Source organism: Pseudomonas sp. CFBP 8758, from assembly GCF_014841725.1.
Lineage (GTDB): Bacteria > Pseudomonadota > Gammaproteobacteria > Pseudomonadales > Pseudomonadaceae > Aquipseudomonas > Aquipseudomonas baltica.
Genome location: NZ_JACYUK010000012.1, coordinates 45,640 through 58,463, shown reverse-complemented (window position 1 = coordinate 58,463; position 12,824 = coordinate 45,640). Strand labels below are relative to the sequence as shown.

Here is a 12,824-nt window from a genome sequence, read left to right as displayed (position 1 = left end):
GTTGGCAAGTCATCGATGAATGCCGCACTGATAGTGCCGACCGATGGACATATATCGCATTGGAAAGTTCGTAATACTTAGTGTGCAAGTAATAACGGTTAACTCTTTGTGTTTATTGAAGAAAATCGCTGAGTGACACTCGGGGCAGCGAATGGTGACCGACCGTTGCTTGGCGAATGAGGCTGCAGAAGCGGGTGACTTGGCTCAGCGGTGAAACACCCTGAACGGCCATTCATCAAACGAGCCCATGCGCAGCCAGCCACCCCCGTGTACGCTGGCATCCGTTGTGCAAATACAACCCAAACCGCTACAAGACCAGGCGGGATGAAGCGATCCCGATGGGACCAAGGTGTTCAATGAGCGATAAGAGAGTGTCAGCGTGGATTCGGAATTAAGTTCGGTACTACTCAGCCAGGATCCACGCAGCCAGCACGACGACCCGTTGCTCGATGGGCTGTTGACTCTGTGCTCGCTGCATCACAAGCCCGCCAGCCGGGCCATGCTGACCACAGGCCTGCCGCTGCCTTCGCAGCGCCTGACCGCCGACCTGTTGCCGCGCGCCGCCGCGCGTGCCGGTCTGCAGGGCCGCGTGTTGCAGCGCAAGCTGGAGCAGATTCCATCCATCGCACTGCCGGCCATGCTGATGCTCAAGGATGCACGGTGCGCCGTGCTGCTGGGCTGGGAAGGCGATACCGCGCGCTTGCTGCTTAGCGAAAGCGATGGCGGTGAAGTGCGCGTGGCGCGCGAGGTGCTGACTCAAGACTTCACCGGCCGGGTGTTTTTCGCCCAGCCGCAGCACAAGTTCGACGTGACCAACGGCTCGCTGATCCCCCGCGCTCATTCCTGGTTCCGTGACACCCTCAAGCGCTCGCGTTGGCTGTATGCCGACGCCATTGCCGCCAGCCTGGTGATCAACATCATCGCCCTGGCTGCACCCTTGTTCGTGATGAACGTGTACGACCGAGTCGTGCCCAACCAGGCCACCGCGACCTTGTGGGTGCTGGCGGTGGGCATCTGTGGTGCCTACCTGTTCGACCTGTTGCTCAAGGGCCTGCGCAGCCTGTGCCTGGATCTGGCCGGCAAGAAGACCGACCTGATCATCTCGGCCACGCTGTTCGAACGCATCGTCGGCATGTCGATGAAAAGCCGCCCGGCTCGGGTAGGCAGCTACGCGCAGAACATTCACGAATTCCAGGGCATGCGCGACTTTCTCACGTCGCTGACCCTGACCAGCCTGATCGACCTGCCGTTCACCATTCTGATCTTGCTGGTCATCGCCCTGCTGGGTGGGCACCTGGTATGGATTCCGATCATCGCGTTCCCGCTGGCGCTGGGCATCGGTCATTTCCTGCAGAAACCGCTGACCAAGACTCTGGAGCGGACCATGGCCCTGGCCGCCGAGCGTCAGTCGAGCCTGATCGAGACCCTGGGCGGCCTCGATGCGGTCAAGGTCAACAACGCCGAAAGCGAGCGCCAGTACCAGTGGGAACAGACCATCGGTACGCTCAGCCGCCTGGAATTGCGGGTCAAGACCCTGTCCAGCCTGGCCATGAACATCACCTTGCTGATCCAGCAACTGGCCGGTGTGGCGATCATCATTTTCGGTGTGTACCAGATCATCGAAGGCAACCTGAGCATGGGCGGCCTGGTGGCCTGCTACATGTTGAGCGGTCGCGCGCTGGCGCCATTGGCACAGTTGTCCGGTCTGCTGACTCGCTACCAGCAGGCCAAGGTCACCATGGTCTCGGTCGACCAGATGATGGAGCTGCCGCAGGAGCGCAATTTCGACGAGCGTCCGCTGAGCCGTCAGGTGCTGCAGGGCGCAATGGAATTTCGCAACGTCGACTTCACCTACCCCAACCAGCAGAACCAGGCCTTGCACGGGATCAACCTGACCGTGCGCCCCGGCGAGAAGATCGGCATCATCGGCCGCAGTGGCTCAGGCAAGAGTTCGCTGGCCAAGTTGCTGGTGGGGCTGTACCAGCCCGATGCCGGCTCGTTGCTGGTCGATGGCGTGGACATTCGCCAGATCGACGTCAGCGAACTGCGCCACAACATCGGTTATGTGCCGCAGGACATTCAGCTGCTGTCCGGCACGCTGCGTGACAACCTGGTGTCCGGGGCCCGCTACGTCGATGATGAAATGGTCCTGCAGGCCGCCGAACTGGCCGGTGTGCACGAATTTGCCCGCCTGCATCCGCAGGGTTATGAACTGCAGGTCGGCGAGCGCGGACAGAACCTGTCCGGCGGCCAGCGGCAGAACGTGGCGCTGGCGCGGGCATTGTTGCTCAACCCACCGATTCTCTTGCTGGACGAACCGACCAGCGCCATGGACAACACCGGCGAGGAGCGCCTCAAGGCGCGTCTGCAAGCCGTCATCGAGAACAAGACCGTGATTCTGGTTACCCACCGTGCTTCGCTGCTGAGCCTGGTCGACCGCCTGTTGGTGATCGACCGTGGGCAGATTCTGGCTGACGGGCCGAAGGCTGCTGTCATGGAAGCGTTGAAGAAGGGGCAGATCAGTGTTGCTTAAATCCTCTTCCGGCGGCTTCAAGAATTCCCTCGTACGTTATTTCAAGGGCTCCGATTCCTTGGAAGGCCAGCCCTTGCCCGAGGTCGAGAAGGCGCTGATCGACGATGCGCCGCGCATCGTGCGCCTGACTATCTGGGGGGTGATCGCATTCTTCGTGTTCCTCCTCACCTGGGCGCACTTCGCGGTGATCGACGAGGTGACCAAGGGCGACGGCAAGGCAATCCCTTCGTCGCGGATCCAGAAGATCCAGAACCTGGAGGGCGGCATCGTTGCCCAGATCTATGTCAAGGAAGGGCAGATCGTGGAGGCGGGCGCACCGCTGATTCGTCTGGACGACACACGCTTCGCTTCCAACGTCGGTGAAACCGAAGCCGATCGTGTGGCCATGGAGCTGCGCGTGGAGCGCCTGAGTGCCGAGGTCGAGAACCGACCGTTGAACATTACCGCCCAGGCACGCAAGTCGGTGCCCAACCAGGCGGCCAACGAAGAGTCGCTGTACATGAGCCGTCGGCAGCAGTTGGCCGATGAAATCGGTGGCTTGCAGCAACAGCTGGTGCAGCGTCAGCAGGAATTGCGTGAGTTCAGCTCCAAGGCCGAACAGTACCGCAGCAGCCTGAACCTGCTGCGCCAGGAAATCAGCATGTCGGAGCCGTTGGTGGCCAGGGGTGCGATTTCGCCGGTCGAAGTGCTGCGTCTGCGGCGCTCGGAAGTGGAAACCCGCGGCATGCTCGACGGTACCACGCTGGCAGTGCCGCGGGCCCAGGCGGCCATTGGCGAGGTGCAGCGCAAGATCGACGAAACGCGCGGCAAGTTCCGCAGCGAGGCGCTGACCCAGTTGAACGAGGCGCGTACCGATCTGGCCAAGACCCAGGCCACGGCCAAGGGCCTGGAAGATCGGGTGAGCCGTACCATGGTGACCTCGCCGGTGCGAGGCATCGTCAAGCAGGTGCTGGTCAACACCGTAGGTGGGGTCATCCAGCCCGGCAGCGACATGGCCGAGATCGTGCCGCTGGATGACAGCTTGCTGGTGGAGGCGCGCATTCGTCCGCAGGACATCGCGTTCCTGCACCCAGGGCAGAAAGCGATGATCAAGTTCACGGCCTATGACTACACCATCTATGGCGGGCTGGAAGGCACCCTCGAACAGATCGGTGCCGACACGGTGCAGGATGAAGAGAAGAAGAACACCTTCTATCTGATCAAGCTGCGGACCAACAAGAGCCACCTGGGCTCCGATGAGAAGCCGTTGCTGATCATCCCGGGGATGGTAGCGTCGGTTGACATCATTACCGGCAAGAAGAGCGTGCTGAGCTATCTGCTCAAGCCCATCATCAAGTCCCGCGCCGAAGCGTTGCACGAGCGGTAAGGATTCACCCGTTCGCGGCCGCTTACGCTCTGCTGTAGGAGCGGTCTGCGCCCGCGAAGGGCTTGTAGGGTGTGTCTGACACCGTGCGGTGTGTTCTTCGCGGCCGATGACCGCCCCTGCAAGGGATTGCATTCGGTCGCCAATTCTTGACGAAATGTTTCCGTTCCGCGAATATAGATAGTTAGCAAACTATGAATATTCGCACTCTCCCGATGAATATCGACAAGCTCCAGCTGAACATCAGCAGCGGCATGGTGGTCGCTTCGCGGCACTGGCGCCGTATCTGTCAGGCCACCCTGGCCAATTACGGCGTGTCCGAAGCCTGCGCTGTGCCGCTGTTGCTCATCGTGCGCCTGGGCGACGGCGTCCGGCAGGTTACGGTTGCCCAGGCGGCCGGCCTGGAAAGCCCCTCGCTGGTGCGGCTGCTCGACCAGCTCTGCACGGCCGGCTTCGTGGTCCGCACCGAAGACCCGACCGACCGCCGCGCCAAGGCACTGAGTTTGACCACCAGCGGTCGCGATCTTGCCGAGTCCATCGAAGGTGAGTTGGTGCGCCTGCGCCGCGAAGTGCTCAAGGACATCGCCCCGGCGGATCTGGAAGCGGCATTGCGTGTGGTGCGTGCCTTCGAGGAAGCGGGCCAGGGCACGCCGGATGGCTACCCGTGAAAGGTTTCTTCAGCGACGTACCCCCGGCCCGGGACTGGTTCTACGGCGTGCGAACCTTCGCCGCGTCGATGATCGCGCTGTACATCGCCATGCTCCTGCAGATGCCACGGCCCTACTGGGCGATGGCCACCGTCTACATCGTCTCCAGCCCCTTCGTCGGGCCCACCAGTTCCAAGGCGGTGTACCGTGCGGTAGGCACTTTCACCGGCGCTGCCGCTGCGGTGCTGTTCGTGCCGCTGTTCGTGCAGACGCCCTTCCTGCTGGCCACGGTCATCGCCCTGTGGACCGGCACGCTGCTGTACCTGTCGTTGCACCTGCGCACGGCCAACAGCTACGCCTTCATGCTGTCGGGCTACACCCTGCCGCTGATCGCCCTGCCGGTGGTGGACAACCCTACCGCCGTGTTCGACATCGCCAGCTCGCGTTTCCAGGAGATCTGCCTGGGCATCGTCTGCGCCGCTGTGGTGGGCGCAATGTTCTGGCCGCGCCGGCTCACGCCGGTGTTCATCGGCGCCGCCGGCAAATGGTTCGAAGATGCCGCCGGCTACAGCGACCACTTTCTGGCGCGCGACGTGAAAGCCGACGAGGTAGGCCCGCTGCGTTCGGCCATGGTCGGCACGTTCAACTCGCTGGAAATGATGATCGGCCAGCTTCCCCACGAAGGCGCGCGGCCGCAGTTGGTGCGTAACGCGGGGGAGCTGCGCGGGCGCATGATCCATCTGCTGCCGGTCATCGATGCGCTGGACGATGCGCTGTTTGCCATCGAACGCCGCACCCCTGAACTGGTGGCACGCCTGGCGCCGGTCATGGCCCTGGCGCGGCAGTGGCTCAAGGACAGCGTCGACGACCCCAGCCAGGCCCGCTGGCAAGCCCTGCGCGATGAGCTGCAGGCCATCCGCCCGAGCCCTGCGCAACTGGACGACCGTCGCGAGCTGCTGTTTTCCAACGCGGTGTATCGACTGGGCGAATGGATCGATCTGTGGCAGGACCTGCGCAGCCTCGAACGGGCGATCAAGACCGATAGCCGCGTGCCTTGGCGGGCGGTCTACCGGCACTGGCGCCTTGGCCGACTCAAGCCCTTCCTGGATCGCGGCCTGATGTTGTATTCGGTGTTTTCCACGGTCACGGCGATCATCGTCGCTTCGGTACTGTGGATTCTGCTGGGCTGGACCGACGGTGCCAGCGCGGTGATTCTGGCGGCGGTGGCGTGCAGTTTCTTCGCGGCCATGGACGACCCGGCGCCACAGATCTACCGATTTTTCTTCTGGACCGTGATGTCGGTGGTGTTTGCCAGCCTCTATCTGTTTCTAGTGCTGCCCAACCTGCATGACTTCCCGATGCTGGTGCTGGCCTTCTCGGTACCTTTCATCGTCGTCGGCACGCTGACCGTGCAGCCACGTTTCTTCCTCGGCACCTTGCTGACCATCGTCAACACGTCGTCGTTCATCAGCATCCAGGGCGCCTACGACGCGGACTTCATGAATTTTGCCAACAGCAACCTGGCAGGTCCTGTCGGGCTGCTGTTCGCGTTCATCTGGACCCTGGTGGTGCGCCCCTTCGGCGTGGAGCTGGCGGCCAAGCGCCTGACCCGTTTCAGTTGGCGCGACGTGGTGCATATCACCCGTCCGGCGAGCCTGGCGGAACAGCGGGCGATGGGTGTGCAGATGCTCGACCGGTTGATGCAGCACCTGCCGCGCCTGACCATGACCGGCCAGGACACCAGTGCCGCGCTGCGCGATGTGCGCGTGGCGCTGAACCTGCTCGACATGCAGGCCTACAGCCCGCGGGTGCCCGCTGCCGTACGGCCGTTGCTGCATCACGTGATAGAAGAGGTGGGCGGGTATTTCCAGGCCTGTCGCAAGGCCAGTGAACGCCTGCCTGCCCCCATGGGTCTGCTCATGACCATGGACCGCGCGCGCCGTGGCCTGACCGTGCAAGCCATGGGCGAGGCCGAAGAAGCCCGCGAGCATTTGCTGCACGCGCTGAGCGGCCTGCGCCTGGCGCTGCTGCCAGGTGCCGAAGTGGTCACCGAGGCGGGCGATGCCGCCGAACACCTGCCGCATGGCATCGATGGAGCACCGCTGTGATTGGTGAACTGGATATCAGCGGGATCTTCCTGCCCACCGTGCTGGTGATGATGGTGTTCACCTACGGCCTGTTTCTGTTGCTGCATGGCGTGCTCAACCGCCTGCATTTCTACCGCCTGGTCTGGCACCGGGCTCTTTTCAACGTCGCTCTCTACGCTGTGCTGCTCGGCGCGGTAGACGCCATCTGTCGAAGCCTGATGCTATGAAAAAACCGATCCTCACCTTTGGCCGCCTGGTCCTGACCCTGCTGTTCGTGTGCTTGGCCGCGTTCATCGTCTGGCGCATGGTGATGTACTACATGTACGCGCCCTGGACCCGTGACGGGCACGTGCGCGCCGACATCATCCAGATCGCGCCGGATGTGTCCGGCCTGATCGAACACGTCAACGTGCACGACAACCAATCGATCAAGGCCGGTGACGTGCTGTTCACCATCGACCAGGACCGCTTTCGTCTGGCCCTGCGCCAGGCCCAGGCGAGCATGGCCGAGCGCAAGGAAACCCTGGCCCAGGCCGAGCGCGAACTGCGGCGCAACCGTAGCCTCGGCAACCTGGTGGCCCGCGAGCAGCTCGAAGAGAGCCAGTCGCGCCAGCTGCGTGCCCAGGCCGCCTTGTCCGAGGCCCAGGTCGCGGTGGACGCCGGGCAACTGAACCTCGATCGTTCGGTGATCCGCAGCCCGGTGGATGGCTTCATCAATGACCGCGCACCCCGTCCACACGAATTTGTCACCGCAGGCCGCGCCGTAATGGCCGTGGTGGATGGCACCTCGTTCCATATCGATGGCTATTTCGAAGAGACCAAACTGGGCGTTATCCATGTTGGCCAGGCGGTGGACATTCGCATGATGGGCGACAACACCCGTTTGCAGGGCCGGGTGCAGAGCATCTCGGCGGGCATCGAGGACCGCGATCGCAGCAGTGGCAGCAACCTGCTGCCCAACGTCAACCCCGCCTTCAGCTGGGTGCGCCTGGCGCAGCGAATCCCCGTGCGCATCGCCTTCGAAAACCTGCCCGATGGCTATCGCCTGATTGCCGGCCGCACCGCCACGGTGTCCATCATCGAAGACGGTGCGGTGGCGGGAGCGACACCATGAGCAAGGCCCTGCGTCTGTCCAGCCTCGCTGCCGCGCTGTTGCTGTCGGCCTGCCAGATGGTCGGGCCCGACTACCACACCCCGTCGGAGGCCGCGCTCAACCGCAGTGACCTGCAGGGTGCGCTGGTCGAAGGTGACAGCAACGTGGTCTCGGCACCGGTGCCGCAGGACTGGTGGAAGCTGTACCACGACCCGCGCCTGGATGCGCTGGTGCGCCAGGCCATGGCCTCCAACACCGACCTGCGCGTGGCCGCCGCCAACATTGCCCGTTCGCGCGCGCAGATCGAGCAGGCCCAGGCCGAAGGCGGTTTTGACTTCAACGCCAAGGCCGAGGCGCAGCGGTTGCAGGAGTCGGGCGAGGCGTTCCTGATGACGGAAAAGTTGCCTGTAGATAACCTGGGCAGCGCGTCCATCAACCTGTCCTATCAGTTCGACCTGTGGGGCACGCTCAAGCGCGGCATCGAAGCGGCGCGCGCCAATGCCGATGCCACCCAGGCGGCTGCCGACACGGCGCGCATCACCGTGGTGGCGGATGTGGTGCGTGCCTATACCCAGGTGTGCGCGGCCAACGAGGAATACGAGATCGCCCGGCACTCGCTGCAGTTGCAGCAGGAAGGCGTGCAGCTGACCCAGCGCCTGCGCGATGCCGGCCGTGGCGACGAGACGCAGGTCACCCGCTCTGAAACCCAGTACAAGTCTTTGGGTGCAGAGCTGCCGCGCTATCAGGCATCACGCCAGGCGGGCCTGTACAAACTGTCGATGCTGCTGGCGACACCGGTGGCACAGCTTCCGGCCGATGTGGTCGGGTGTGCGGAACTGCCCCACATCAACCAACTGATGCCGGTCGGCGACGGTGCCGCATTGCTCAAGCGCCGTCCCGACATCCGCCAGGCCGAACGCCGGCTGGCGGCAGCCACCGCCAACATCGGTGTGGCGACCGGGCAGTTGTATCCAGACATCAGCATTGGCGCCACGGTTGGCACGGTCGGTATTCTCGACGATCTTGGGCACCCGGCCACCAACCGCTGGGGCATCGGCCCGTTGATCAACTGGAACGTTCCCACCAACGGGGCGCGTGCGCGGATTCGCGAAACCGAAGCGTCGACCCAGGCCGCCTTGGCCAATTTCGACGGTGTGGTACTCAACGCCATTCGCGAAACCCAAACGGGTCTGGCGCAATACGCCGCCTTGTTGCAACGTCGCGATGCCCTGGCCGACGCCGAGCAGTCAGCGAAGCAGGCAGCGGATCAGACGCATCAGTTCTTCACAGCCGGCCGTGCATCGTTCCTGGCGGATCTGCAGGCAACGCGCACCTACACCGACGTGCGTGGCCAACTGGCGGCGGCCAACACCCAGGTGGCCATGGAACAGATCAACCTGTTCCTGGCCTTGGGCGGCGGTTGGGAAAGCGCCCGGCAGGCGCCGGGCGCGCGTTGAGTCGGGCCACGTTGGTCGGGCCACATTGACCGGGCTGGTTGAGGAGCTTAGAAGCCTTCCAGAACGATCTTGCCCTTGGCCGTGCCGCTTTCGATGAGCTCGTGAGCGCGGATCAGGTTGGCGGCATTGATCGCGCCGTAGTGCTCACCCAGGGTGGTACGCAGCACGCCGCTGTCGATCAGTTCGGCCACACGCTCGAGCAGCTCGTGCTGCTTGATCATGTCCGGGGTCTGGAACAGTGAGCGAGTGAACATCAGCTCCCAGTGCAGCGACAGCGCCTTGCGCTTCATCGGCATCACGTCGAGGCTCTTCGGATCGTCGATCAGGGCCAATTGACCTTGAGGACGCAGGGCTTCGATCAACTGCTCAAAGTGCTTGTCGGTGTGGGTCAGGCTGGCGACATGGTCGACCTGGCCGACGCCGATGGCTTCCAGCTGCGCCACCAGCGGCTTGCTGTGATCGATGACATGGTGGGCGCCCAGGTCGGTCACCCACTGGCGTGTTTCGTCCCGCGAGGCGGTGCCGATCACGGTCAGCCTGGTCAGCTTGCGCGCCAGCTGGGTGAGGATCGAGCCGACGCCACCGGCTGCGCCGATGATCAGCAGGCTCTGGCCTTCGCCACCGCCCTCGGGCACGCCCAGGCGATCGAACAGCAACTCCCACGCGGTGATCGAAGTCAGCGGCAGGGCGGCGGCATGGGCGTTGTCCAGGCTTTGCGGCTTGTGCCCGACGATACGTTCGTCCACCAGATGCAGCTCGCTGTTGCTGCCCGGGCGGTCGATGGCGCCGGCGTAGAACACGCTGTCGCCGACCTTGAACAGGCTGACCTGATCACCGACCTGCTGCACCACGCCGACCGCGTCCCAGCCCAGCACGCGCGGCTCGGTGACGGCGGCGCCGCTGCGCACCTTGGTGTCGACGGGGTTGACCGAAATAGCCTGGACCTGCACCAGCAGATCACGCGGGCCCGGGGTGGGCGCGGGCAGTTGCAGGTCGGTGAGCACGGACGCCGTGCCGTTCTGGGTATACGCAATGGCTTTCATAAGGGGTTCCCAAGTGGGTGCTATGGGCCGGCGCGCCCTTCGCAAAGGGCGCTCGCGGGTCACGAAAAGGGCAGAGGACTAGGCGGAGCGCATTTCCTGAGTATCTCGCTGCATCGACTGCAGGTTGCGTTCGATGTTCTCACACAGCGAATCCATCTGGATCTGATGTTCGCTGACCTTGAACGGACTCTGCAAGTCGGTGCCGATCCGCTCGATGGCCAGCAGCATGAAACCGACCACGGTAGACGCCAGCGGTGTGAACCATTCCAGCGAATCCACCAGGCCGATCGGTACGATCAGGCAGAATACGGTGATGAACAGGCGCGGAAAATAGACATACGGGTAGGGCAGCGGGGTGTTGGCGATACGCTCCATGCCGCCCTGGCAGTTGGAGATGTCCACCAGCGTCGACTCCAGGCGTGCCAGGCGGATGCTGTCCAGGCGCCCCGCCTTGTACTCGCGGGCGAGCAGAGTCGCCGAGCCGGTCAGCAGGTCGTTGGAAAAGTTATTGGTGCTGTCGCGTCGTTCGAATTCTTCGGCGCTGATGAAGGCTGCCACTTCCGGTGGGCAGGGTATGTGCCGTACGTGCGCTGCCAGGCAGTTTACATAGGCCACATGGCGCCGCAGCAAGGTGGCCTTGACCGGATTCACGTCATCGCCCGCGTCGTCGATCAAGGTCAGCACCTGGCGCGCATAACTGCGCGACGCATTGACCAGCAACCCCCACAGCGTTCGCGCTTCCCACCAACGGTTGTACGCACTGCTGTTGCGAAAGCTGATCAGCACGATCAGCGCCGAACCCAGCAGCGTCAGCGGCATGATCGGCAGGCTCAGCTTGGTGTTGAGAAACAGCATGAAGTCGACGGTCACCGCGATATCCCACAGCAGCAGCCAGAACAGCGACCAACCGACATAGCCCATGGTCTTGATGATCAGACGGTATTTCTTGGCGATGGCTTCTTTCATAAGCGGACCCTAGGCGATGAGCGTGCCTAGGTCGGACGCCGGCTTTGCGACAAGGTTCGTTGCACGCTAACGAATGGCCGTTACCAGTTGCTACAGGGTCATGGTGGCGTTTTAGGTATGTCCGCGGCGGGCGAACAGCGGGCCAGCGCCTGCCAGCCCCAGCAAGCCACCACAGGCGCGATTGAAGCGACGTTTGGCTTGCACCGTATTCAGCCAGCGCTTGAGGTTTACGCCCAGGTACGCATACAGCCCAACCGCCACCCATTCCAAAACCAGAAACAGCGCGCCGAGCACCGCAAACTGGGCCCCAACGGGTTGTTGCGGATCAACGAACTGCGGCAGGAACGCGGTAAATATCAGGATCGCCTTGGGGTTACCCGCGGCGATCAGGAACTCGCGGCGCAGCATCCGCCACAGGTTGGTACCACCGGCTGTAGAGTCCCCTGCCATGTCGACGGGCTCGCTGGTCCACAGGCTCCACGCCAGCCACAGCAGGTAGAGCGCGCCCACCGTCTTGATGGCCAGAAACAACCATTCGGATGCAAACAACACCGCTGCCAGCCCCATGGCCGCCAGCGCGATCATCGCGCTGAATGCTACCAGCCGCCCGAACCCGGCCAGGCACGCGGCCCTGTAGCCGTGGTGGGCGGCGTTGTTGATGGACAACAGGTTGTTCGGCCCTGGGGCCATGTTCAGGGCAAAGCAGGCGGGGATGAAAAGCAGGAGGGTGGTGAGGTCCATGGGGCTTTCCATTGACAGTGATTGGAACGAATGAGCCGGCCAAGCCGCTCGCATTGGCTTATAGGTAGTCAAAGTAGTCGACGTTCTCTATAAAGTTGCCGAAAAAATAGAAAATGGTCCACCAGTTCTTGACCTGACTCATTATTTGCCACCCACAAAAAAGCCCCGAGCTTTCACTTGAGGCTTTGATCTTGAGTCTGCGGTCCTTGATGCTGACTTAGTTAAAGCACGAACTTACTCATCAGCCCCTGCAAATGCACACCCAGTCGTGCCAGTTCAACACTGGACGATGCCGTTTCTTCACTTGCCGACGCTGTCTGCTCGGAGATGTCCCGGACATTGATCACGCTGCGGTTGATTTCTTCAGCCACTGCGCTCTGCTCTTCGGCAGAGGCGGCTATCTGCTGGTTCATTGATTCGATGGTTGCAATGGAGCGGCTGATGTTGCCTATCGAAGTGCCTGCATCGCGGGTCAGCGCCACGCTGTCATCGGTCAGCAGGCGGCTGTTCTCCAGGGTGGTCGCCACTTGGGCAGTTCGGCTGTGCAGGCCGTCGATCAGGGTGGCAATTTCTTCGGTGGAAGTCTGAGTACGTTGGGCGAGACTTCGGACTTCATCGGCGACCACGGCAAACCCACGTCCGGCTTCGCCCGCGCGGGCGGCTTCGATGGCGGCGTTGAGTGCCAGCAAGTTGGTCTGCTCGGCAACCGCCTTGATCACGTCGAGCACGCCACCGATCTTGTTGCTCTCTTGTTTCAACTCATCCATGGCCACTTTGGATCTACCGACTTCAGCCGCAAGCGTTTCGATTTGAAGCACCGCCTTGGACACCACTGCATCGCCTTCGCGCACTTCCTTGGAAGCGCTGACTGCCGCATCCGAAGCCTGCTCTGCA

The 12,824-nt window shown here is 62.9% G+C and carries 9 protein-coding genes and 2 pseudogenes; 7 read left to right on the top strand and 4 right to left on the bottom strand.

The window, feature by feature from the left end; translation table 11 throughout:
- Positions 1-379 precede the first annotated feature (379 nt).
- The 7 genes and pseudogenes from IFT75_RS20630 to IFT75_RS20600 all read left to right on the top strand — a co-directional run bounded on the left by IFT75_RS20630 (position 380) and on the right by IFT75_RS20600 (position 9,180).
- On the top strand, positions 380-2,533 hold the full coding sequence (locus IFT75_RS20630; protein ID WP_122480649.1) for a type I secretion system permease/ATPase: 2,154 nt from the start codon (positions 380-382) through the stop codon (positions 2,531-2,533).
- Positions 2,523-3,899, top strand: coding sequence for an HlyD family type I secretion periplasmic adaptor subunit (locus IFT75_RS20625; protein ID WP_122480648.1), 1,377 nt, complete (start codon positions 2,523-2,525; stop codon positions 3,897-3,899). Before IFT75_RS20630 ends, IFT75_RS20625 begins: the two co-directional genes overlap by 11 nt.
- A gap of 212 nt (positions 3,900-4,111) precedes the next feature.
- Positions 4,112-4,564: a MarR family winged helix-turn-helix transcriptional regulator gene (locus IFT75_RS20620; RefSeq protein ID WP_192056559.1), complete on the top strand. Its 453-nt coding sequence runs from the start codon at positions 4,112-4,114 to the stop codon at positions 4,562-4,564.
- A complete protein-coding gene (locus tag IFT75_RS20615; RefSeq protein WP_192056543.1) occupies positions 4,561-6,651 on the top strand; it encodes an FUSC family protein in 2,091 nt (696 codons plus the stop codon). The genes IFT75_RS20620 and IFT75_RS20615 overlap by 4 nt, the downstream gene beginning before the upstream one ends.
- Entirely contained in the window at positions 6,648-6,857 is a 210-nt protein-coding gene (locus tag IFT75_RS20610; RefSeq protein ID WP_043191852.1) for a DUF1656 domain-containing protein, read from the top strand. Before IFT75_RS20615 ends, IFT75_RS20610 begins: the two co-directional genes overlap by 4 nt.
- Positions 6,785-7,744: pseudogene (locus IFT75_RS20605) on the top strand (efflux RND transporter periplasmic adaptor subunit); the annotation flags it as partial. The gene IFT75_RS20610 and the pseudogene IFT75_RS20605, both read left to right, overlap by 73 nt.
- On the top strand, positions 7,741-9,180 hold the full coding sequence (locus IFT75_RS20600) for an efflux transporter outer membrane subunit (RefSeq protein WP_192056540.1): 1,440 nt from the start codon (positions 7,741-7,743) through the stop codon (positions 9,178-9,180). The pseudogene IFT75_RS20605 and the gene IFT75_RS20600, both read left to right, overlap by 4 nt.
- A gap of 47 nt (positions 9,181-9,227) precedes the next feature.
- Here the strand turns inward: IFT75_RS20600 and IFT75_RS20595 are convergent, their stop codons facing one another.
- The 4 genes and pseudogenes from IFT75_RS20595 to IFT75_RS21710 all read right to left on the bottom strand — a co-directional run.
- On the bottom strand, positions 9,228-10,223 hold the full coding sequence (locus IFT75_RS20595; RefSeq protein ID WP_122714235.1) for a zinc-binding alcohol dehydrogenase family protein: 996 nt from the start codon (positions 10,221-10,223) through the stop codon (positions 9,228-9,230).
- 78 nt (positions 10,224-10,301) lie between these two features.
- Positions 10,302-11,189: a bestrophin family protein gene (locus IFT75_RS20590; RefSeq protein WP_122714236.1), complete on the bottom strand. Its 888-nt coding sequence runs from the start codon at positions 11,187-11,189 to the stop codon at positions 10,302-10,304.
- Between the two features lie 111 nt (positions 11,190-11,300).
- Entirely contained in the window at positions 11,301-11,930 is a 630-nt protein-coding gene (locus tag IFT75_RS20585; RefSeq protein WP_192056538.1) for a LysE family translocator, read from the bottom strand.
- Positions 11,931-12,151: 221 nt separating this feature from the next.
- Positions 12,152-12,751 (bottom strand): annotated as a pseudogene (locus IFT75_RS21710) (methyl-accepting chemotaxis protein); the annotation flags it as partial.
- Positions 12,752-12,824 lie beyond the last annotated feature (73 nt).